This window comes from Devosia sp. YIM 151766 (assembly GCF_030285925.1).
Classification (GTDB): Bacteria; Pseudomonadota; Alphaproteobacteria; order Rhizobiales; family Devosiaceae; genus Devosia.
In genome coordinates this window covers 3,130,395-3,152,015 of record NZ_CP127251.1, presented here as the reverse complement: position 1 = coordinate 3,152,015, position 21,621 = coordinate 3,130,395, and the positions used below count along the sequence as shown (strand labels likewise).

The window sequence follows — 21,621 nt, the reverse complement described above, 5'->3', positions numbered from 1 at the left end:
AAATTCGTCTGCAAGAAGGACCAAGTAATGGCCGATGACAATCAGGGCGCGGCAGCGCCGCAGCCCGGAACCGCGCCCAGCATGAATCTGGTGGGCCAGTATATCCGCGATCTCTCCTTCGAAAATCCCGGCGCGCCCGGAACGCTGCTGGCCGGCGGGGCGAATCCGGCCTTCAACGTTTCCATCGCCGTCGGCGTCAAGAAGCAGAGTGACGAAATCTACGCGATCGAGCTGACGCTCAACGCCAAGGCCAATCGCGAAGAGACCGTGCTGTTCAATGTCGAGCTGGTCTATGGCGGTATTTTCCGGCTGAAGAACGTGCCGGAAGCGCAATTGTCGCCGCTATTGATGATCGAATGCCCGCGCCTGATCTTCCCCTTCGCGCGCCAGGTGCTGGCCAGCGTCACCCAGCAGGGCGGCTTCCCGCCGCTGATGATGGAACCGGTGGATTTCGCCGCCATCTACCGTCAGAACCTGGCCAAGCTCGCGGCCCAGCAGGGCGGCGGCGCCGCGACCGATGCCCCGGTGGCGCCGGCAGAAGGCGAAAAGCTCAACTGAGCCGATCGCATATCGCTTGCAAAAGCCCCGGTCCGCCGGGGCTTTTTTTATTCGGCGGCTTCGCTGGCCCGATATCGGGTCCAAAGGGCGCCCTCGCCCATTTTGGCGATGAAGGCGGCATGGGCCTCGGCCTCGGCGGCGCTGATCCGACCCGGCAGCGCGACGGGGCGGGGCGTGACGGCGGTGCGCGTCCGGGTCAGGCTGATCGTGGTGGTTTCCACCTCGGCGACCAGGGCCAGGCTGACCTGCTTGCCCCCGATCAGCTCCAGATAGACCTCGGCGAGAATCTGGCTGTCGAGCAGCGCGCCATGCAGTGTGCGGCGGGAATTATCGATGCCGTAATGCTTGCACAGCGCGTCAAGGCTGACCCGGGCGCCCGGATGTTTCTGGCGCGCCACCATGACGGTATCGATCACCGTATTGGTGAGCCGGGCCAGTCCGGCCCATTCGAGCTCGGCATTGAGGAAACCCATATCGAAGGACGCATTGTGGATCACCAGCGTCGCATCGCCGATGAAATCCCGGAACTCGGACGCCACTGCCTTGAACAGCGGCTTGTCGGCCAGAAAGTCGTCTCCCAATCCATGGATGCGGAAGGCTTCTTCCGGCATGAAGCGCTCGGGATTGATATAGGCGTGGAAATGCTTGCCGGTGGGAATGTGGTTGATCAATTCGACGCAGCCGATTTCCACCAGGCGGTCGCCCCCTTGCGGCGAGAGGCCGGTGGTTTCGGTATCGAGGACGATTTCCCTGATCATTACGCTTGTGTTTCCGCTCTGATGCCCGCGACCAGTTCGGCGACCTGATCGTCGATGGCCCGCCTCGGCTGCGCCGTATCGAAGAGCCAGGTGGCCCGCTTCATCTTTTCGGCCTGCGGCAGCTGCCGGGCAAGCATAGTCTGCATCTTATCCACGTCCATGCCCGGCCGGGCGAGGATGCGCTCTTGCTGGATCGTCTCGTCCACATGGGTCACGGCGATGGCATCCAAGTCATAATCGTGTCCGCTTTCGAACAGGAGCGGCACTTCCACGGCGGCCAGCGCCTCGCCGGCCGTTTCGGCGGCGGTCAGGAATTGGGCGATCCTTTCGCGCACCAATGGATGCACCACGGCTTCGAGCCGGGCGAAGCCGGAAGGATCGGCGGCGAGGCGCCTGGCCAGGTCCTGCCGGTCGATGCGACCATGTTTGGCGACGCCTGGAAACAGGGCCTCGACCGGAGCGATGGCGGGACCGGCATAGAGTTCGGCCACCACGTCATCGGCGGAAAGCACTGGCACGCCGGCTTTTGCGAAGGCGGCCAGCAGGGTGGATTTGCCGGTGGCGATGGAGCCGGTTATGCCGATCCGGCGCATCAATGCCGGTCCAGCGCCGCTTCGACCCGGGCGCGCAGATCCGGCGTCACCTGCGGCGTTATCCCGAACCAGGCGGCAAAGCCGGGAACGGCCTGATGCAGCAGCATGCCGAGCCCGTCGACAATGTGCAGGCCCGCGGCCCGGGCTTCGGCCAACAGCGGCGTGATCAGGGGCGTATAAACGATATCGGTGACCAGGGCATTTTTGGGCAGGAGGCTCAGGTCCAGCCAGTCGAAGCGGCTGCCATGCATGCCGATGGCGCTGGTATTGACCACCAGGCCCGTCCGCGGGGCCAGTTCGGCAAAGGCATCGAAGCCGTGGGCTTCGAACGGACCATCAATCTCGGCGATCAATGCCTGAGCATTGGCGAGGGTGCGGTTGAGCACATGTACCTTGCCGCCCCTGCGCCGGCGCAAGGCCACCAGCACGGCACGCGCCGCGCCGCCGGCGCCGATGATCAGCGCATCGTCGGACCCATCCGACCAGCCGGGAGCATTGGCGTCGAGATTGCCCAGGAAACCGAGATAATCACTATTGGTGCCGTGAACCTTGCCGTCGCTGACGACCAGGGTGTTGACGGCTCCGATCAGCCTGGCAAGCTCGTCGACGCTGTCGCACAGGTCGAATACCGCCTCCTTGTGCGGAATGGTGACGTTGCCGCCAGCAAACTCGCCGCTACGCAGACGCTCAAAGAAAGCCGGCAAGTCGGCCGGCGCCACATCGATCGCTTCATAGGCGCCGTCAATGCCATATTCGGCCAGCCAGGTGCCGTGAATGAGCGGCGAGCGGGAATGGGCGATCGGATGCCCGATAACGAAGGCCTTAATGGTCAAGGTTCAGCCCTGGTAAGAAGGAGGTCGGGGGCCATATCGCGCAATGCGGCAAGCAAGGGAAGCAGCGGCAGGCCGAGAATGGTGAAATAATCGCCGCTGACATTTTCGAACAGGCGGATGGAGGGGCCTTCCAGCCGGTAGGAGCCGACCGAAGATAGGATGGCATCGCCCTCCACGGCGAGCACTGCATCGCGTTCGGCAGCGGAAAATTCGCGCATGGTCAATTCCGCCATCTGGACGTCCGACCAGAGCAGATCAGCATCGCGCATCAGGGTGACGGCGGCATGGAGGCGATGGGTCCGGCCACGCAGGCGGTCGAGCTGGGCGGCAGCGGCGGCGCGGCTTCCGGGCTTGTGTAAAAACTCCCGACCCAGGGTCAAAGTCTGGTCCGCTCCGATCACCAAAGCGCCCGGGTGCAGGCGCGAAACCGATTCGGCCTTGCGCTGCGCCAAGAGCAGCGCCAGGTCGCCGCCATCGGCGCCGATCGCCATGGCTTCGCCTTCGATGCCCCGCTCGTCGATTGCCGCCGGGATGGCTTCGAAGCGCAATCCGGCCTTGTCCAGCAAGGCTTTGCGGGTGGCGCTGGTGGATGCAAGGATCAGCATGAAACCATGTTTTCCACACACTCATCCCCAGCTCAAGCGCCATCTGTGGGCAAGACTCGTAACTTTCCCGCAGCGGCCGGTTTGTTCGACTTGGCTAATAAAACATTAACAACTCGACCCGGCCGGCTGGCCGGTGGAGGCATGGGATAGGTCTGGGGATAAGGCCAAGGCGGCGCGCCGCGATATTCTCTGCCGCGTCCACAGGCAGAATCGAATCGTTGACTCGGGAGTCCGCCGGTTAAGCTTTTGTTAAGGATTGAGGCGGCGACGTCGGGACAGCGCGCCAGAAAGCAATTCACACTCTGTTAACCATGACGCTGCGCGCAAGTGTCACCATGGGTGGCGATTGTGGAGCGGACGGAATTGCCGCAAAACACCGTCATGATGATAAAGAAACTAAGAAAGAAAGATTCCTTTTGGGATTTGGAAGGGTCGAAAACATGAATCCGGTGGTACATAAACCTCTGCTGGCGACGGTGCTGGGGCAGCGCCAGGACCGACCGCCAATGTGGATCATGCGGCAGGCCGGCCGTTACCTGCCTGAATATCGCGAGACCAGGAAGCAGGCGGGAACCTTCCTCGATCTCTGCTACAATCCCGAACTGGCGGCCGAGGTGACGCTGCAACCGCTGCGCCGCTTCGACCTGGATGCGGCGATCCTGTTCTCCGATATCCTGGTCATTCCCGACGCGCTGGGCCAGTCGGTCCGCTTTGAAACCGGTGAAGGTCCGATCCTCGAGCCGCTTGATGTCAAAGGCATCGACAGGCTCGAGCCGGCTCGGGCCAGCGCGCATCTGGCGCCGGTTCTCGAAACCATCCGCCGGCTACGCGCTACATTGCCGGCTGACAAGACGCTGATCGGCTTTTGCGGCGCGCCCTGGACGGTGGCGACCTATATGCTCAATGGCCGCGGCTCGCCGGACCAATGGGTGGCGCGACGCTTCGCCCTGGAGCAGCCAGCGGCTTTCGATCGTCTGATGGACATGCTGGTCGAGACCAGCATCGATTACCTGGCGGCCCAGCTCGAAGCCGGGGCCGATGTGGTGCAGATTTTCGAGAGCTGGGCGCTTAATCTGGACGATGCTTCCTTTGTCCGCCAGGTCATCGACCCGAACAGGCGCATCGTCGAAGGCCTGCGCCAGCGCATTCCCAATGCTCCGATCATCGGCTTTCCGCGCGGCGGCGCCGGCAATATGGCGCGCTATGCCCAGATGACCGGCGTGAATGCCCTGGGCGTCGATTATGCGACGCCGCTGGATTTCGTCCGCTCGCATCTGCCGGCCGACCTGCCGGTGCAGGGCAATCTCGATCCCTTGCGGCTTGTGGTCGGCGGCGAAGCGATGGAAAAGCAGGTCGAGGCCATTATCGCCGCCTTTGCGGATCGCCCGCATATTTTCAATCTTGGCCACGGTATCGTGCCGGAAACGCCGATTGCTCATGTCGAGCGGCTGGTGGAACTGGTCAAGCACGGTTAGGAGCTGGAAGATGATCGAATGGTTCAAGGCCCTGCATGTGATTTCGGTCATCGCCTGGATGGCCGGTTTGCTCTATCTGCCGCGCCTGTTCGTCTATCATTCGGTGTCTGAAGCCGGCTCGGCGCAATCGGAGACTTTCAAGGTGATGGAGCGGCGGCTGTTTCGCGCCATCACCACCCCGGCCATGATCGCCACCTGGATTTTCGGCCTCGCCATGATCGGTCACGGCATCGTCGACTGGAGCTCGTTCTGGCCCTGGGCCAAGGCCGCTCTGGTTCTGGCATTGAGCGGTTATCACGGCTTGCTGGCCCGGCATCTCAAGGCGTTTGCCAGGGATGAAAATGACAAGCCACAAAAATATTTCCGCATGATCAACGAGGTGCCGACGGTATTGATGGTGGGCATCGTGATCATGGTAATCGTGCGGCCGTTTTAGGTTGGAGACGCTTCTGGCCTGAATGCTTCCGGTGAGAAGTTTCACGTGAATCCAGGGACAGCCGGGGCAGGTTGGGCTTGCCCGACCTCGCGCTTGAAATCTTTTCGCCACGAGATTTTTGCGGCGCGGCACGCGATTCCACCTGTTTAAATCTTGAAACACGCGCTGGATCGCGCTATGTGGGGTCAAGGCATCCCCTTTCTGCGCGACCGCCCTGGTTGCTGCGCGGTGCCGAACTTTCCCCATTTTGACTTTCATCTACCGATAATCCCTCAAGGGTCCGTCGCATACATGCAGAATATCAAGCTCAGTGAGCTCAAGGCCAAATCGCCGGCCGAACTCTTGGCCTTTGCCGAGGAATCGGAGGTCGAAAACGCCTCCACTATGCGCAAGCAGGAATTGATGTTCGCCATTCTCAAGGAATTGGCGGCTCAGGACATCAATATTGTCGGCGAAGGCGTCGTCGAGGTGCTGCCTGACGGTTTCGGTTTCCTGCGCTCCCCCGACGCCAATTATCTCCCCGGCCCGGACGATATCTATGTCAGCCCCAGCCAGATCAGGCGGTTCGGGCTGCGGACCGGCGACACGGTCGAGGGCGAAATCCGCTCTCCCAAGGAGGGCGAACGCTATTTCGCCCTGGTCAAGGTTTCGACCATCAATTTCGAAGACCCCGAAGCGGTCCGGCACAAGGTCAATTTCGATAACCTTACTCCGCTTTATCCCGAAGAGCGGTTGCATATGGAACTGCCGGACCCGACGCTCAAGGATCGCTCGGCGCGCTTGCTCGATCTGGTCGCGCCGCTGGGCAAGGGACAGCGCGCCTTGATTGTTGCGCCTCCACGTACCGGTAAAACGGTATTGTTGCAAAATATCGCACAATCTATCGCCACCAATCACCCGGAATGCTATCTCATCGTGCTCTTGATCGATGAGCGTCCTGAAGAAGTGACCGATATGCAGCGCTCGGTGCGCGGCGAGGTTATTTCCTCGACCTTCGACGAGCCGGCCAGCCGCCACGTGCAGGTTGCCGAAATGGTGATCGAAAAGGCCAAGCGCCTGGTCGAGCACAAGCGGGATGTGGTCATCCTGCTGGATTCGATCACCCGTCTGGGCCGGGCCTATAACACCGTCGTGCCCAGTTCCGGCAAGGTGCTGACCGGCGGCGTCGACGCTAATGCCCTGCAACGCCCCAAGCGCTTTTTCGGTGCCGCCCGCAATATCGAGGGTGGCGGGTCGCTGACCATCATCTCCACGGCGCTGATCGATACCGGCAGCCGCATGGACGAAGTCATCTTCGAAGAGTTCAAGGGCACGGGTAATTCGGAAATCATTCTCGATCGCAAGGTCGCCGACAAGCGGATCTTCCCGGCTCTGGACATCACCAAGTCGGGCACCCGCAAGGAAGAATTGCTGGTCGAGCCGGACATCCTCAAAAAGATGTATGTGCTGCGCCGCATCCTCAATCCAATGGGGACGATCGATGCCATGGAATTCCTCATGGACAAGGTGCGCCAGACCAAGACCAATTCCGATTTCTTCGATTCGATGAACACTTGAGGCCAGCGGCCGGGAGTCTTCATGCAGGCGGGCGACACGATCATGGCGCTCTCCTCCGGCTCCCTGCCGGCCGGAGTGGCGGTTATCCGGCTGTCCGGGCCATTGGTCCAGGCCAGTCTGGCCGCCATTGCCGGTGGTGTGCCCACTCCGCGAAAACTGGCGCTGCGCCATATTGGCTCGGAGCGCCGGCTGGATCAGGGCCTGGTGGTGTTCTTTCCGGCACCCCACAGCTTTACCGGCGAGGATTGCGCCGAACTGCATGTCCATGGCTCGGTAGCCGCGGTCAAGGCGATCCTGGCGGCGCTGGAGCAGCAGGGTTTGCGGCTGGCGGAAGCCGGTGAATTCACCCGCCGCGCCTTTGAAAACGGCAAGCTCGACCTGGTTTCCGTTGAGGGGCTCGGCGATCTGCTCAATGCCGATACCGAAAAGCAGCGTCAGCAGGCGCTGGCCCGCTATGATGGGCGCCTGACCCGAGAAATCGAGCAATGGCGAGAAGCCTTGCTCGATCTGCGAGCGGAAATCGAGGCGCGGCTCGACTTTTCCGACGAGGGCGACGTCGCCGAGGACCTGCCTCCTGAATGGCTGCGAGAGCTGGCCGAACTCGAAAGCGCCATTGCCACGGCACTGGCCTCGGTCGATAGCGGCCGCATCGTCCGGGAAGGCATTCGCGTGGCCTTGGCGGGAGCGCCCAATACCGGTAAATCCAGCCTGCTCAACGCGTTGGCGAAATCCGACATCGCCATCGTTTCCGATGAAGCCGGCACGACCCGCGATGTACGCGAAACGCCGCTCGATATCGCTGGCCAGTTATTCATTCTGCTGGATCTGGCTGGCCTGCGCGCTACCGATAGCCGAGCGGAAGCGGAAGGGGTGCGACGGGCCCAGGATGCTATTGCCGGCGCCGATATCGTCCTATGGCTGAAAGCGCCGGATGTGGAGGAGGCGGAGCGGCCCGCCACCGCAGCACAGGTTCTGACCATCGGCACCAAGGCCGATCTCGGCATGATGGACGATGTCGACCTGACCCTTTCCGTCTATAACGGTTCAGGGCTGGATATCTTGATCGACAAGCTCGCGGCGCTGGGCGAGGCTTTGGCCGGCGGTGAGCCGGCCCTGGTCAGTCATGAGCGGGATCGTACGAGCCTGACCGATGCGTTAGCGGCCTTGATCGAAGCGCGGGAGGCGCTGGGTGATTGGGAACTGGCGGCCGAATCGCTGCGCCTGGCCTCATCGGCGCTGGAGCGGCTGATTGGCCGCCTTGATGCCGAGCACATCCTGGACCGGTTGTTTTCCAGCTTCTGCATCGGCAAATGATTCACGTGAAACCGTGGATACTGAGCCGTGAATTGATTCACGTGAAACATTGACCTATGTCGGGGGTCCTGGAGACCTGTCATGAATGATTATGCCGTCATCGTTGTCGGGGGTGGGCATGCCGGCACCGAGGCTGCTGCCGCTTCGGCGCGCCTGGGCGTCCCGACCGCACTCATCACCCATCGCTTCGCCACGATTGGCGAGATGAGCTGCAATCCGGCGATCGGTGGTCTGGGCAAGGGTCATCTGGTGCGCGAAATCGATGCGCTGGACGGATTGATGGCCCGGGTGGCCGATCAGGCGGGTATCCAGTTTCGGGTTCTCAATCGGCGCAAGGGCCCGGCCGTGCGCGGTCCACGCGCCCAGGCCGACCGCAAATTATACCGGCAAGCCATGCAGGCGGCGATTTCTGCGCAGCCGAATCTCGACGTGATCGAGGCCGAGGTTGACGATATCGAGGTGCGCAATGGTGCGGTCAGCGGGGTCCGCCTGCTCGACGGTACCTCTATCGGCGCCAAGGCCGTGGTGCTCACCACCGGCACGTTCCTGCGTGGCTTGATCCATAAAGGCGAGATCAGCTTTCCGGCAGGGCGAATTGGTGAGAATCCGGTGCTTGGCCTCTCCACGCGGCTCGAGAAACTGGGCCTGCAATTGGGCCGGCTCAAGACCGGCACTCCGGCGCGGCTGGCGCGCGATTCCATCGATTATTCTATCCTTGACGAACAAAAGGGCGACGACGCGCCGGAACCGTTCTCGGCGCTGACGGAAAAAATCACCACGCCGCAGGTGTCCTGCCACATTACCCGTACCAATGCGGAAACCCATGCGATCATTGCCGCCAACGTGCATCGCTCACCGATGTATTCCGGCCGCATCCAGAGCCGCGGTCCGCGCTATTGCCCATCCATCGAGGATAAGGTGGTCCGTTTCGCCGATCGCGACAGCCACCAGATTTTTCTGGAACCGGAGGGGCTGGACGATAACACTATCTATCCCAATGGCGTCTCCAGCTCGCTGCCGCCAGAGGTGCAGGACACCTTCCTCCGCACCTTGCCCGGGCTCGAAAATGTGCGCATCCTGCAGCACGGCTATGCCATCGAATATGATCACGTCGATCCACGCGAATTGCGGCCCACGCTGGAGTTGAAGCGGCAGCCGGGCCTTTACCTGGCAGGCCAGATCAACGGCACCACCGGTTATGAAGAGGCCGGCGCCCAAGGCCTGCTGGCCGGCGCCAACGCCGCCCGGGCCAGCAAGGGTGCCGATCCCATCATATTGTCGCGTACCGAAAGCTATCTTGGCGTCATGATCGACGATCTGGTGCGGCGCGGGGTCAGCGAGCCTTATCGCATGTTCACGTCGCGGGCGGAATTCCGCCTGCATCTGCGCGCCGATAATGCCGATCAGCGCCTGACCGCCCTGGGCCTGCAAGCGGGGCTTGTGGGTGAAAAACGCGAGGCCGCCTATCGGCAAAAAATCGTCGCGCTGGACGGTTGCCGGGCGCTGTTGCATTCGCTCTCGGCCTCACCGAGCGAAGCCCGCAAGGCCGGGTTGGCGGTGAATGAGGATGGCAAGCGCCGCAGCGCTTTCGATCTGCTTTCCTATCCAAGCCTGACGCCCGAGGATCTGACCAAACTCTGGCCCGAGGTTGCGGATATCGATGCATCGGTGCTGGCGCAGGTGGGCATAGACGCGCAATATGCGGTCTATCTCGACCGTCAGAAGGCCGATATCGAGAGCATGCGCCGCGACGAACAACGCGCCATTCCAGACGGTCTCGATTATATGGGGATATCGGGCCTGTCGATCGAGTTGCGCCAGAAACTGAGCCAGCAACAGCCTCAGACCATTGCGCAGGCGCAAGCGGTGGACGGTATGACGCCAGCGGCCATCACCTTATTGCTGGCGGTGATTCGGCGGGGCGCGTGGCGCCAGGTCGGCTAATGGCTGACTTCACCGCAATAGCGCCTTACGCCGCCTATTTTTCTCGCTCCATCGAGGCGGTGGGCACGGATCTGGAATCCTATGCCACGCTGCTGCGAACATGGCAGTCGGTACAGAATCTGGTTTCACGTGAAACATTGGCGCAGATCTGGATACGGCATTTCGCCGATAGCCTGCAAATATTGCCGCTGACCTCGCCCGAAGATGTGCTCTTTCTCGATTTGGGGAGTGGCGGCGGTTTCCCGGCTCTGCCGCTGGCCATTGCCAGCAAAGGCAGCCGCAGACGCTTCGTGCTGGTCGAGCCGACGGCCCGCAAAGTAAGCTTTCTGCGGACGGTGGCCCGGGAGCTGGCCCTCGATGTTACGGTGATCGGGCGCCGCAGTGAGGATATTGATTCACGTGAAACAGGCGTTCCCGACGTCATCACCTCGCGCGCCTTGGCGGCTATGCCGCAGCTTTGTGCATGGATGGAACCGTTCTTTGGCGTGAAAAGCCGCGCCTTATTGCATAAAGGACGGGAACATGTTGAAGAGCTCACCGAATCGGGTGCGCATTGGGTTCACGATGTGTTAATAAAGCCCAGTGACATCGATCCGAGCGGCGTGATCCTTACGGTCACAAATCTGCGACGGAAATCAGAGCGTTAGCGGCATACGGAGGCCAATTTGGCACCCCGGATTTTGACTTTGGCCAATCAGAAGGGTGGCGTGGGCAAAACCACGACGGCGATCAATCTCGCCACCGCCCTGGCGGCAATCGGTGAGCGCGTGCTCATTATCGATCTCGATCCGCAGGGCAATGCCTCCACCGGGCTCGGCATTTCCCGGACCGAGCGGGCTGTCTCGGCCTATGATGTGCTGGTCGGCGAGGCCAGCGTGCCGGAAGCGGCCATCATGACCAGCGTGCCCAATGTGGCGATCGTTCCCTCGACCATGGACCTGCTCGGCGTCGAGCTGACCATTGCCGGCCATGCTGATCGCGCGTTCAAATTACGCAATGCCGTCAAGGATATGAGCGCATTGCGTATCAACGATCAGCCGGTCAGCTATATTCTGATCGATTGCCCGCCATCGCTGAACTTGCTGACGGTCAATTCATTAGTGGCCGCCGATGCGGTGCTGGTGCCGCTGCAATGCGAATTCTTCGCGCTGGAGGGGCTCAGCCAATTGCTGCAGACCATCGAGCAGATTCGCTCGACGCTCAATCCGCGGCTCTCCATTCAGGGCGTGGTCATGACCATGTTCGACAAGCGCAACAATCTGTCCGAACAGGTGCTGGCCGATGTGCGCAGCGAAATGGGCGAGCTGGTCTATGATACGGTGATCCCGCGCAATGTGCGGCTGTCGGAAGCGCCATCCTATGGCAAGCCGGCGCTGCTTTATGACCTCAAATGTGCCGGCAGCCAGGCCTATCTGCGCCTTGCCACCGAAGTGATCCGCCGCGAACGGCGGCTGAATGCAGCCTAGGAGCCGATAATGACCGACAAACCGACGCGACTGGGGCGGGGCCTGGCGGCATTGATCGGCGATATGGCCGTGATGGAAGGTGCCAGGGTCACCGAATCGGGATCGGGCAGCAAAAGACTGCCGGTCGATTTCATCATCGCCAATCGCGCCAATCCGCGCCGCTCTTTCGATGCCGAGCAGCTGGAAGAGCTGACCAATTCGATCCGGGAAAAGGGCGTGATGTCACCTTTATTGGTGCGCCCGAGCGAGGACCCGAATATTTTCGAGCTGATCGCCGGCGAACGGCGCTGGCGGGCGGCGCAGAAGGCCGGCTTGCATGACGTTCCGGTCATTATTCGTGAGGTCGACGACAAGGAGGCGCTGGAGCTCGCCATTATCGAGAATGTGCAGCGCGCCGACCTCAACCCGCTGGAAGAGGCCATGGGTTATGGCCAGTTGATCGAGCAATTCGAATATACGCAACAGGACCTGGCGCAGGTCATCGGCAAGAGCCGCTCGCATGTCGCCAATACGCTTCGGCTGCTGCGCCTGCCGGAGGATGTGCGGGGCATGGTGGCCAGCGGCACGTTGACGGCCGGGCATGCACGGACCCTGATCACCGTCGAGGACCCGGCGGGCCTGGCGCGCCAGATCGTCGATAAGGGTTTGTCGGTGCGCGAGGCCGAAGCTCTCAGCCAGCAGCGTGACCTGCCTCGGCGCAAACCTTTATCTGACAATGATGAGCAGCGCGATGCCGATACGTTGGCGCTGGAACGGCGTCTCGCCGACACTTTGGGCCTGAGCGTGGCGCTCAACCATTCCGAACGCGGTGGCAAGCTCGAAATCCGCTATAGGACGCTCGAACAATTGGACGATCTCTGCCTGCGTTTGACGGGCAGAACCAGGTAAGCGCCTGAATTATCTGCTGTTCCACGTGAAACCGCGCAGAAAAACGCGGTGTTAATGCGCCGCGGCGAGCATGCAGAGGGCCAGCGTGGTTCGGCGAAGCATGGTCTCTGACAAGGCCGGACGCCGTCTGGTATCGGATGTGGCTTGCAGAAGCCTTTCGCTGGCTGTCGTCAGGGCGGCATCGGTCCAGAGCCGCAATTGCTGCTCCAGCGCCCCGATTCGAGAAAAATGCGGTTTGGGTCTCAACCCGTCGAGCACGGCGCGAGCTGGCTTTCCGGCATCCACTTCGGTGCGCCAGCGGCGGAGATTGGCGAAATGATTGGTCAGCATCGCCAGCAATTGCTGCGGATTTATATTGGCGGCAAGGGCCCGGTTGAGGGCCAGTTCCAGTTTTTCGGCATGGCCGCCGCCGGTGGCGTCCAGAATGGCATCCACAGCCAAGGCGCCATTGTCGGCGCAGAGCAGCAGCACATCGTCGCGGGTCAGCGTCTTGCTGGCTGCGGCATATAGGGTCAGCTTTTCCAGCTCCCTGCGGGTCACCTCGCGGTCGTTGCCGAGGATCTCGCGCAGGGTGGGAGCGACATCAGCATCGGCGCGAATGCCGGCCTGATTGAAGGTCTCCCGCATCAAGGCCATCAGGGTCTCGTCGGAATCGGGATAGCAGGGCAGGGCGCGACCCAGCTTGGCGGCCTCGATCAGCGCACGCAGGGCGTCGCGGGGCGGCAGATTGTCGGCTTCCAGCACGATGGCGGTGCCGCCGGGATCGTCGCGCAGCTCGGTCAGCGGCAGGACTAGGGCCTTGGTGGCGTTGCGCACCCTGATAATGCGCTTGCCGCCGAAAAGCGAGTCGGAGCGGGCTTCCAGGAGCAATTGCGACGGGTCGGATGCCAGCTCCGGCCCGTCAAAGATGGTGATATTGGCCGAAGCGGGATCGTCGCCGGTCAATTTTCGGATCAGGCGCTGGGCCGTCTCGCGAACCAGGCCGCTATCGGGCCCATAGGCGAGGAAAATACCCTCGTCCAGATCGGGGCGCGCCAGATAGCGGGCGACCTCATGGGCCTTGAGCGCGGTCATCGGGGCTAGACGACGATATTGACGATGCGGTCGGGCACGACCACGATCTTTTTCGGCGTCGACCCGGCCAAAGCCTTTTGTACCGGCTCCAATGCCAGGACCAGGGCTTCCACCTCGGGGGCGGGCAGGCCCTTGGCGACATTGATCTCGGCGCGGCGCTTGCCATTGATCTGGATCGGCAGGGTAACCGCGTCATCGACCAGCAGAGCCGGATCGACCTCCGGCCAACTTGCATCGGCGACCAATCCCTGCTTGCCCAGCGCCTCCCAGCAGCTTTCCGCCAGATGTGGCATCATCGGATTGATCAACAAGATCAAAGCAGTAATGCCTTCGGTCAGAGCCATGGCCATTGCCGGATCGTTCGCCCCGCTATCCTTGGCCTTGGCCAAGGCATTGGTCAGCTCGTAGATGCGCGCCACGGCGCGGTTGAAGCTGAGATCTTCGATATCCTCGCCAACACCGGCGATCGCTCGGTGAATGATCTTGCGCAAGCCCAGAGCATTGGCGTCATTTTCAGCAACAACGTCTGGAGACTGTTTGGCAATTCCGACAATGTCCTGAACCAGGCGCCAGACGCGCTGCTGGAAGCGGCTGGCGCCTTCGACGCCGGCTTCGGTCCATTGCACATCGCGTTCCGGCGGAGAATCCGACAACATGAACCAGCGCGCGGTGTCGGCGCCGTAACCGGCGACAATCTCGTCGGGATCGACGACGTTCTTCTTGGATTTGCTCATCTTTTCGACCGAGCCGATGGTGATCGGCGCGCCATTGGCGGCGTGGCGGGCGAGGCGCTGCTCGCCATTGGTGTCGAAGACGATATCCACCGGCGCCACCCATTCGCCGGTCTCGGACTTATAGGTCTCATGGGTCACCATGCCCTGGGTGAACAGGCCCTTGAAGGGCTCGTCCAGGCCGACATGGCCGGTGGCCTTCATGGCGCGGGTGAAGTAGCGCGAATAGAGCAGGTGCAGAATGGCGTGCTCGATGCCGCCGATATATTGGTCCACCGGCAGCCAGCGGTCGGCAATCCCGGGAATGGTGGGCGTATCGGCATCGGGGGCAGTGAAGCGGACGAAATACCAGGACGAATCCACGAATGTGTCCATGGTGTCGGTTTCGCGCCGCGCCGCGCCGCCGCATTGCGGGCAGTCGACATGCTTCCAGGTCGGGTGGTGGTCCAGCGCATTGCCCGGCTTGTCGAAGCTGACATCGTCGGGCAGCACGACCGGCAGGTCCTTCTTGGGCACGGGAATGGTGCCGCAGACCTGGCAATGGATCACCGGAATGGGACAGCCCCAATAGCGCTGGCGCGAAATGCCCCAGTCACGCAGACGGTAATTGATCTCCACCGCGCCTTGCGGTTTACCCTCGACAAGGCGGGCGCCGAAATATTCACCGATCTCGCGCTTGGCCTCGTCGATGGAAAGACCATCGAGAAAAGCGGAATTGAAGATGGTGCCGGCCTCCATATAGGCCTCGTCCGCCACCGTAAAACTGGCGGGATCGGCGCCGGGCGGCAATACGACCGGGATGACCGGCAGGTCATATTTGCGCGCGAAGTCGAGATCGCGCTGGTCATGGGCCGGGCAGCCGAAAATGGCGCCGGTGCCGTAATCCATCAGCACGAAATTGGCGACATAAATTGGCAGGGTGGCGCCCTCGATGACCGGATGCTTGACAGTCAGCCCGGTGAAGATGCCCTTCTTTTCGGCCTTTTCCAGCGTCTCCGTCGCCGTGCCCTGACGGTGGAATTCGGCAATGAATTCAGCCAGTTCAGGATTGCCGGCCGCCAAAGCGGCGCTCAGCTTGTGGTCGGGCGACAGCGCGATGAACGAGGCGCCGAAAATGGTGTCCGGCCGGGTGGTGAAGACCTCGACCGAATTGGCGTCGTTCTTCCCGTTGGGCAGGATTTCGAACAGGATGCGCAAGCCTTCCGACTTGCCGATCCAGTTGCGCTGCATCAGGCGCACCTTTTCCGGCCAATCGGTGAGGCCGTCGAGAGCGCTCAGCAGCTCTTCGGCGAAATCGGCGATCTTGAAGAACCATTGGGTCAGCTCGCGCTGTTCGACGGGGGCGCCGGAGCGCCAGCCCTTGCCGTCGATCACCTGTTCATTGGCCAGGACGGTCATGTCGACCGGGTCCCAATTGACCTTGGAGCTTTTGCGGGTAGCCAGCCCAGCTTCCAGCATATCAATGAACATGGCCTGCTGATGCCGGTAATAATCGGGCGAGCAGGTGGCGATTTCGCGGGTCCAGTCGATGGACAGGCCCATCGACTTGAGCTGCTTCTTCATCGCCTCGATATTGGAATAGGTCCAGGTGCCGGGATGGATATTGCGCTCGATGGCAGCATTTTCCGCCGGCAGGCCGAAAGCGTCCCAGCCCATGGGGTGCAGCACATTCTTGCCCTTGGCGCGGTGATAGCGGGCGACCACGTCGCCCATGGAATAATTGCGCACATGGCCCATATGGATGCGGCCGGAAGGATAGGGGAACATCTCGAGGACGTAATAGGGCTCGCGCGGGTCATCATTGGCAGTGACGAAGCTCTGCCGCTCGTCCCAGACCTTCTGCCATTTCGGTTCGCTTTCACGCGGATTGTAGCGTTCGCCGCTCACTGGTGTCGTCCTTGCAAGATGTAACGCCGGGGCTTGCCGCAAAGGGCGGCGCAGCTTGCGTTTTCAGGGGATTTTGGTTACCGGACCATCATCAGAAATCCCCTATCAGGTCAACAGAAACGGGGCCGTCTCATGGCCGAGAGCGCCGCAAGCGCCCAAACCGCGCTCGACGATATTGCCAATCGCATGGAAAAGGCCCGCCGCCGTTTCGGCGCGCCGCCCGAATCGGTCCAACTGGTCGCGGTGTCCAAGACCTTTCCGGCGGTGGCCATCGAGCCGTTTCTACAGGCCGGCCAACGGGTCTTCGGGGAAAACCGGGTGCAGGAGGCCAAGGTCAAATGGCCGGCGCTCCGGGCGGCCTATCCGGATATCGAGCTCCATCTCATCGGCCCGCTGCAAACCAACAAGGCGCGGGAGGCGGTGGCTTTGTTCGATGTGATCGAATCAGTCGATCGCGACAGGCTCGCCAGCATTCTTGCCCAGGAAATGCAGCGGGCGGGTAAGAGCCTGCCCTGTTTCGTGCAGGTCAATATCGGCGGCGAGGAGCAAAAGGCGGGGATTCCGGTTGCGGAGACCCTGGATTTCGTCCGCCGCTGCCGCGACCTGCATGGGCTCGAAATCGTCGGGCTGATGTGCATTCCGCCCGATGGCCAACCGCCTGGGCCGTATTTCGCGCATCTGGCCAGGCTCGGCCGGGCGGCGGCGGTCGAGCAGTTGTCGATGGGCATGAGCGGCGACTTCGAAACCGCCATTGCCATGGGCGCCACTCATGTAAGAGTGGGATCGGCGCTGTTCGGGCAGCGGGCGGTGGAGGCGAGCGCCATTCGGGCATAGCGCTCAGCCCTCCGGCTTCCAATCGCGCTACTGGAGCGATTTGCCCTCCGACACAGTTCGACGCTGCAACTTTTGCCCCCGGTCGCGCGTTGCCGCCGTTGAATAACGTCGATGTGATTGGCTGGCCAAAAACCGGTCGCAATAATGTGACCTTGGTCGGTCACGACGGAAAAGACCGGAGAAAACAATGAACAAGCGACGCATCCTTGTCGTGGACGACGACGCGGATCTGCGCCAGACCTTGGTGGAGCAGCTCAAGGCCGAACCGGAATTTGACGTGCTTCAGGCTGCAACGGCCAATGACGCGCTGCAAGCGGTGCGCGAAAACAATGTGGAACTGACCATTCTCGATGTCGGGCTACCGGATATGGATGGTCGCGAGGCGATCAAGATAATGCGTCAGGAAGGCTATAAGAGCCCGGTACTGATGCTGACCGGCCACGATACCGATGCCGACGAGATCAAGGGCTTCGAAGCCGGGGCCAACGATTATCTCACCAAGCCCTTCCGCTATCCGGTCTTGCTGGCGCGGATCAATGCCGCGCTGCGACAGCGCGACCAGAGCGAGGACGCGGTGTTCACCATCGGGCAATACAGCTTCCAGCCGGCGGCCAAGCTGCTGGAGACCAATGACGGCATCAAGGTGCGCCTGACCGACAAGGAAACTTCGATTTTGAAATATCTTTACCGGCAGGGCCCCAAGACCATTACCCGCGATATTCTGCTCAAGGAGGTTTGGGGCTATAATAACCGCGTCACCACCCACACCCTCGAAACCCATATCTACCGGCTACGGCAGAAGATCGAGCGCGACCCGTCCAATGCACGGCTGCTGGTGACCGAGGATGGCGGCTATCGGCTTGTCCCCTGATAAAGGGATGGGCGTGTTCATTTCCGGCAAGAACTGACTTATAGCTTGCACAGTCGCCCGCTTCCCGCAGGGCGGCTGTGGCGCATCCGGGTCTGGTTCTCATGAGAATGGACGATGCGGCCTTGGTTCTGGCCCAGGCCGATTTCTTCGACATCTGCGATGACGAGCAATTGCGCATGCTCGGCTTTGCCGGCGACCGCCGGCATTTCGCGGCCGATGCCGTCATCTACCAAGCCGGAGAGGTGCCGCAAGGCGCCTATGTGCTGATCGAGGGCACGATCAGGGCCCGGCATGAAGGCGCGGAAGCCGGCAAGCCCTATGCCCTGAGTGAAGCCGGCAGCGTCATCTCGCCGACCTCCCTCATCATCGACAAGCCGCGTCCGGTGACCTTCACCGCCGTCACCGATTGCGAAATGCTGTTCGTGCCGCGTTCGGCTTTCCTCAAGCTCGCCCGGCAATATCCCGAACTGGCCGCCCGCGCCGCGCAACGGATCGAGCAGGAGCTCGGACGCTATATGCATGCGCTGGAGCCGCTGAAGCGGAAGATGAAGGGCGCTTAGGACCGCCGGCCAACGCCCGTATTCGCGCCTGCCGATACCAAGGCCATGTTCCGAGGATTTCCGTTTGGCGTGCTACGGCCGCACGAATCTGGCGATGACCGGGACGTGGTCCGATGGCTTGTCGGTCCAGCCGCGGGCGGGGCGGATGATTTCGGCGCCGATGGAGCGCTCGGCAATGTCGGCGGTGGACCAGATATGGTCGAGGCGCCGTCCCTTGTCGGCATTGTTCCAATCGGGGCTGCGATAGCTCCACCAGGAATAGAGTTTCTGATCGTAGGGCACGTGCTTGCGCACCAGGTCGACCCAGCCATGGCCGCCGGCGAGCAGGGCGTTAAGCGCTTCGGTTTCGATCGGCGTATGGCTGACCACTTTGAGCAACTGCTTGTGGCTCCAGACGTCGTTTTCATGCGGGGCGATGTTGAAATCGCCGGCAATGAGATGGCCGCGCTGGAACAGGGGCTCAGTGAACCAGGTCTTGAGCTCGTCGAGGAAACCCAGTTTGTGCTTGAATTTGGGGTTGATCAGCGGATCGGGCTCGTCGCCGCCGGCGGGAATGTAGAAATTGTGCAAGGTGAAGGGGCCATGGCCCAGATCCACCAGGGCGGAGACGTGGCGCGATTCGGGAATTTCGCAGAAGACGCGGCTCGAAATGTCGGTCAGCGGAAATTTCGAGATGATGGCGACGCCGTGATAGCCCTTCTGTCCATGCACCGCCTGGTGCGGATAGCCGGCCTCGCTGAAGGCATTGGCGGGGAATTGATCATTGGTGCATTTGATCTCCTGCAGCATCAGCACGTCGGGCTGATATTGCTGCAGGAAGTCCAGAACCATGCCCAGACGCAGGCGGACTGAATTGATGTTCCAGGTGACGATGGAATGGGTCATGGCGGCATCCGGGGGAATCGTTAGGCGGGCAGGCCTGTTATCGCCAAGCCGGCGGCGGGGGTAAAGCCGGAAATGCCGGCTGGCGCAGGGTGCGTCGGCAGATGCGTCATGGCGCCGCGTCAATCCGGTTCAAACAAAAAGCCCGGCGCGACGGCCGGGCTTTTCCATTCCAGATGCCGAGCGGTTTATTCGCTCTTGGCTTCGCCTTCGGTGGCAGCTTCAGTCGCGGCGGCTTCCTGCTCGGCAGCAGCGGCTGCGGCTGCGGCTTCCGCGTCCTTGGCGGCCTGTTCGGCGGCAAAGGCCTCGGCGGCGGCGATCTTTTCAGCTTCGCGGGCTTCCTTGGCGGCCTGAGCGGCGCTGCGCTCGGAGGCTTCGATCTTTTTGGTGCGCGAATTGGTCGATTCGAAGATACGAGCCGACTTGCCGCGACGGTCGCGCAGGTAATAGAGCTTGGCGCGCCGGACCTTGCCGCGCTTGATCACTTCCACGGAGGCGACATTGGGCGAGTAGATCGGGAATACGCGTTCCACGCCTTCGCCGTAGGAAATCTTGCGGACGGTGAAGCTTTCCATGATGCCGCCGCCGGAGCGGGCGATCACCACGCCTTCATAGGCCTGCAGGCGTTCCTTTTCGCCTTCGCGAATCTTGACCCACACCTTGACGGTGTCGCCATGGGTGAATTCGGGAAGTTCGCGCTTGGCGGCCAGTTCGGCGACCTGCTCGGCTTCGAGCTGTTGGATAATATTGGTCATGTTCGATCCGTTCGATCTTTTCAATGGAGCGACTCTGTGCGGGCCTTGCGGCCCCGTCGCCCGGTCTTGGTTGGTAACGGAAGGGCAGTCTTCTTGGTCTTGCCGCGCGGCGGTCCGAAACGCCAGCCTCGCGAATGGGCGGCTCATAGGAGAAAACGGGGCAAGAGTCCAGTGTTAGTTGGCGTTTGCGCTTATCCCGAGGACCTCATCCCGAGCCTGTCGATGAGGTCTATGGGAGATCGTCGTTCTTCCTCAACAGATCCGGCCGCCGCGCCCGGGTCAGTGCCAGAGATTGTTCGTGCCGCCATTTGGCGATCCGCCCATGGTCGCCCGAGACCAGGACAGGCGGGATTTCGCGGCCCTCGAACATTTGCGGCCTGGTATATTGCGGATATTCGAGCAGGCCGTTTTCAAAGCTTTCCTCGTCGCGGCTGTCGAGCGCCCCGAGTACGCCGGGGATCAGCCGCACCACGGCTTCCAGCAGCACCATGGCGGCGGTTTCGCCGCCGGCCAGTACATAATCGCCGATGGAGATTTCCTCGAGATTGCGGGCCTCGATGACGCGCTGGTCGACGCCCTCGAAACGGCCGCAGATTAGGACGGCGCCGGGGCCTTCGGCCAGCTGGCGGGCGCGGTGCTGCGTCAGCGGGGTGCCGCGCGGCGACATCAGGATGCGGGGGCGCGGGTCGGCTTGTGGCGCGATGGCATCGATGGCCCGGGCGAGGATATCGGACTTCAGCACCATGCCGGCGCCGCCGCCCGAGGGCGTGTCGTCGACGGTGCGGTGCCGATCCTCGGCAAAGTCCCGCAATTGGGTCGCCCGCAGGCGCCAAAGCCCGTCATCGAGCCCGCGCCCCAGCACCGAGGCGCCAAGCGGGCCGGGAAACAGTTCGGGAAACAGCGTGATGATATCGGCGGCGAACATCAGGGCGGTTCTTCCGCGCCCGGATCGGCATCGAGGGGCGGAGCAATGGTCAGATAGCCCTCTGCAATGCGGATATCGGGCACCACCGCCCGGGTGAACGGGTAAAGGAAGGTGTCGCCGGAGCGCGGGTCGCGCACCTCGATGAGGTCGCCGGCGCCGTAATTGTGCAGGGCGAGCACTTCCCCGATAGAGGTGCCGCTATCGACGAGCCGGGCATCGAGCCCGATCAGGTCGGCATGGTAAAAATCGTCCTCATCCTCGGTTTCGGGCAGCCGGTCGCGGGCGATGAACAGCGAAACGCCGTTAAGCGCCTCGGCGGCGTTGCGGTCGCGCACGTCCCTGATGCGGGCGATGAGGACAGTCTTGCTGAGCCGCGCATTTTCGATAGTGACGGTCAGGCCCGGCCGGTCGGTTTCGAGCGGGCCATAGGCGGCGATGGCTTCGGGATTCTGGGTGTGCGAGGCGATGCGGACCTCGCCCTTGATGCCATGGGCGGCGCCGATCTTGCCCAGGAGGATGCGGTTGGTTTTTCCGGTCATGGAAATGCCTTTGCCAAAGAGCCTTGCCGCTCCTTACCAGTCCCGGCACGGCGCGCAAATAGGGCTCGCTTCCTGGCGCCGGGCCGATGACGCCTTTGGGAACGGCCGGCATGACATGGACAGACCCGCTCCCGGC

22 protein-coding genes are annotated in these 21,621 nt (G+C 62.0%); 12 read left to right on the top strand and 10 right to left on the bottom strand.

The features are described 5' to 3' along the window. The first annotated feature begins 27 nt into the window (after positions 1 to 27). A complete protein-coding gene (gene secB, locus O9Z70_RS15475; protein ID WP_286020333.1) occupies positions 28 to 558 on the top strand; it encodes a protein-export chaperone SecB in 531 nt (176 codons plus the stop codon). A gap of 47 nt (positions 559 to 605) precedes the next feature. Here secB and dnaQ read toward each other — a convergent pair whose 3' ends face one another. The 4 genes from dnaQ to O9Z70_RS15455 are packed head-to-tail and all read right to left on the bottom strand — an operon-like array spanning position 606 to position 3,347. Continuing rightward, a complete protein-coding gene (gene dnaQ / locus O9Z70_RS15470; protein ID WP_286022031.1) occupies positions 606 to 1,313 on the bottom strand; it encodes a DNA polymerase III subunit epsilon in 708 nt (235 codons plus the stop codon). Between the two features lie 2 nt (positions 1,314 to 1,315). Beyond that, positions 1,316 to 1,909 (bottom strand): dephospho-CoA kinase, encoded by a 594-nt coding sequence (gene coaE, locus O9Z70_RS15465; RefSeq protein WP_286020332.1) that lies wholly within the window; start codon positions 1,907 to 1,909, stop codon positions 1,316 to 1,318. Further along, the gene (locus tag O9Z70_RS15460; protein WP_286020331.1) at positions 1,909 to 2,742 is read right to left on the bottom strand and encodes a shikimate dehydrogenase; all 834 of its coding nucleotides are present in this window, start codon (positions 2,740 to 2,742) and stop codon (positions 1,909 to 1,911) included. Before O9Z70_RS15460 ends, coaE begins: the two co-directional genes overlap by 1 nt. After that, positions 2,739 to 3,347, bottom strand: a complete 609-nt coding sequence (locus O9Z70_RS15455) for a Maf family protein (protein WP_286020330.1) — start codon at positions 3,345 to 3,347, stop codon at positions 2,739 to 2,741. Before O9Z70_RS15455 ends, O9Z70_RS15460 begins: the two co-directional genes overlap by 4 nt. 440 nt (positions 3,348 to 3,787) lie before the next feature. On the opposite strand from O9Z70_RS15455, the gene hemE reads away from it, so the two are divergent. From hemE to O9Z70_RS15415, 8 genes are all read left to right on the top strand, one after another. Continuing rightward, a complete protein-coding gene (gene hemE, locus O9Z70_RS15450; RefSeq protein ID WP_286020329.1) occupies positions 3,788 to 4,822 on the top strand; it encodes a uroporphyrinogen decarboxylase in 1,035 nt (344 codons plus the stop codon). A gap of 10 nt (positions 4,823 to 4,832) precedes the next feature. Continuing rightward, positions 4,833 to 5,258 (top strand): protoporphyrinogen oxidase HemJ, encoded by a 426-nt coding sequence (gene hemJ, locus O9Z70_RS15445; protein ID WP_286020328.1) that lies wholly within the window; start codon positions 4,833 to 4,835, stop codon positions 5,256 to 5,258. A gap of 291 nt (positions 5,259 to 5,549) precedes the next feature. Beyond that, a complete protein-coding gene (rho, locus tag O9Z70_RS15440) occupies positions 5,550 to 6,815 on the top strand; it encodes a transcription termination factor Rho (RefSeq protein WP_286020327.1) in 1,266 nt (421 codons plus the stop codon). A gap of 21 nt (positions 6,816 to 6,836) precedes the next feature. Further along, positions 6,837 to 8,129, top strand: coding sequence for a tRNA uridine-5-carboxymethylaminomethyl(34) synthesis GTPase MnmE (mnmE, locus tag O9Z70_RS15435; RefSeq protein ID WP_286020326.1), 1,293 nt, complete (start codon positions 6,837 to 6,839; stop codon positions 8,127 to 8,129). A gap of 81 nt (positions 8,130 to 8,210) precedes the next feature. Next, positions 8,211 to 10,073, top strand: coding sequence for a tRNA uridine-5-carboxymethylaminomethyl(34) synthesis enzyme MnmG (gene mnmG, locus O9Z70_RS15430; protein WP_286020325.1), 1,863 nt, complete (start codon positions 8,211 to 8,213; stop codon positions 10,071 to 10,073). Beyond that, complete coding sequence (rsmG, locus tag O9Z70_RS15425) at positions 10,073 to 10,720, top strand: 16S rRNA (guanine(527)-N(7))-methyltransferase RsmG (protein WP_286020324.1); 648 nt, start codon at positions 10,073 to 10,075, stop codon at positions 10,718 to 10,720. The genes mnmG and rsmG overlap by 1 nt, the downstream gene beginning before the upstream one ends. 18 nt (positions 10,721 to 10,738) lie before the next feature. Continuing rightward, entirely contained in the window at positions 10,739 to 11,539 is an 801-nt protein-coding gene (locus tag O9Z70_RS15420; protein WP_286020323.1) for a ParA family protein, read from the top strand. 9 nt (positions 11,540 to 11,548) lie between these two features. Beyond that, positions 11,549 to 12,427 (top strand): ParB/RepB/Spo0J family partition protein, encoded by an 879-nt coding sequence (locus O9Z70_RS15415; RefSeq protein ID WP_286020322.1) that lies wholly within the window; start codon positions 11,549 to 11,551, stop codon positions 12,425 to 12,427. Positions 12,428 to 12,478: 51 nt separating this feature from the next. On the opposite strand, the gene holA is transcribed toward O9Z70_RS15415, so the two are convergent. Together holA and leuS are read right to left on the bottom strand one after the other, a co-directional pair. Further along, a complete protein-coding gene (holA, locus tag O9Z70_RS15410) occupies positions 12,479 to 13,501 on the bottom strand; it encodes a DNA polymerase III subunit delta (RefSeq protein ID WP_286020321.1) in 1,023 nt (340 codons plus the stop codon). A 5-nt stretch (positions 13,502 to 13,506) separates the two neighbouring features. Further along, a complete protein-coding gene (gene leuS, locus O9Z70_RS15405; protein ID WP_286020320.1) occupies positions 13,507 to 16,119 on the bottom strand; it encodes a leucine--tRNA ligase in 2,613 nt (870 codons plus the stop codon). A 132-nt stretch (positions 16,120 to 16,251) separates the two neighbouring features. On the opposite strand from leuS, the gene O9Z70_RS15400 reads away from it, so the two are divergent. The 3 genes from O9Z70_RS15400 to O9Z70_RS15390 all read left to right on the top strand — a co-directional run bounded on the left by O9Z70_RS15400 (position 16,252) and on the right by O9Z70_RS15390 (position 18,384). Further along, entirely contained in the window at positions 16,252 to 16,953 is a 702-nt protein-coding gene (locus O9Z70_RS15400) for a YggS family pyridoxal phosphate-dependent enzyme (RefSeq protein ID WP_286020319.1), read from the top strand. A gap of 187 nt (positions 16,954 to 17,140) precedes the next feature. Further along, complete coding sequence (locus O9Z70_RS15395) at positions 17,141 to 17,824, top strand: response regulator transcription factor (protein ID WP_286020318.1); 684 nt, start codon at positions 17,141 to 17,143, stop codon at positions 17,822 to 17,824. A 101-nt stretch (positions 17,825 to 17,925) separates the two neighbouring features. Then, positions 17,926 to 18,384: a Crp/Fnr family transcriptional regulator gene (locus O9Z70_RS15390; protein WP_286020317.1), complete on the top strand. Its 459-nt coding sequence runs from the start codon at positions 17,926 to 17,928 to the stop codon at positions 18,382 to 18,384. Positions 18,385 to 18,456: 72 nt separating this feature from the next. Here the strand turns inward: O9Z70_RS15390 and O9Z70_RS15385 are convergent, their stop codons facing one another. The 4 genes from O9Z70_RS15385 to rimM all read right to left on the bottom strand — a co-directional run bounded on the left by O9Z70_RS15385 (position 18,457) and on the right by rimM (position 21,485). Continuing rightward, positions 18,457 to 19,269 carry an exodeoxyribonuclease III gene (locus tag O9Z70_RS15385; RefSeq protein WP_286020316.1) on the bottom strand — a complete coding sequence of 271 codons (813 nt, stop codon included), beginning with the start codon at positions 19,267 to 19,269 and terminating at the stop codon, positions 18,457 to 18,459. Between the two features lie 185 nt (positions 19,270 to 19,454). Then, complete coding sequence (rplS, locus tag O9Z70_RS15380) at positions 19,455 to 20,021, bottom strand: 50S ribosomal protein L19 (RefSeq protein WP_286020315.1); 567 nt, start codon at positions 20,019 to 20,021, stop codon at positions 19,455 to 19,457. A 229-nt stretch (positions 20,022 to 20,250) separates the two neighbouring features. Then, positions 20,251 to 20,946 (bottom strand): tRNA (guanosine(37)-N1)-methyltransferase TrmD, encoded by a 696-nt coding sequence (gene trmD / locus O9Z70_RS15375; protein ID WP_502870137.1) that lies wholly within the window; start codon positions 20,944 to 20,946, stop codon positions 20,251 to 20,253. After that, positions 20,946 to 21,485, bottom strand: coding sequence for a ribosome maturation factor RimM (gene rimM / locus O9Z70_RS15370; protein WP_286020314.1), 540 nt, complete (start codon positions 21,483 to 21,485; stop codon positions 20,946 to 20,948). Before rimM ends, trmD begins: the two co-directional genes overlap by 1 nt. Between the last annotated feature and the right edge of the window lie 136 nt (positions 21,486 to 21,621).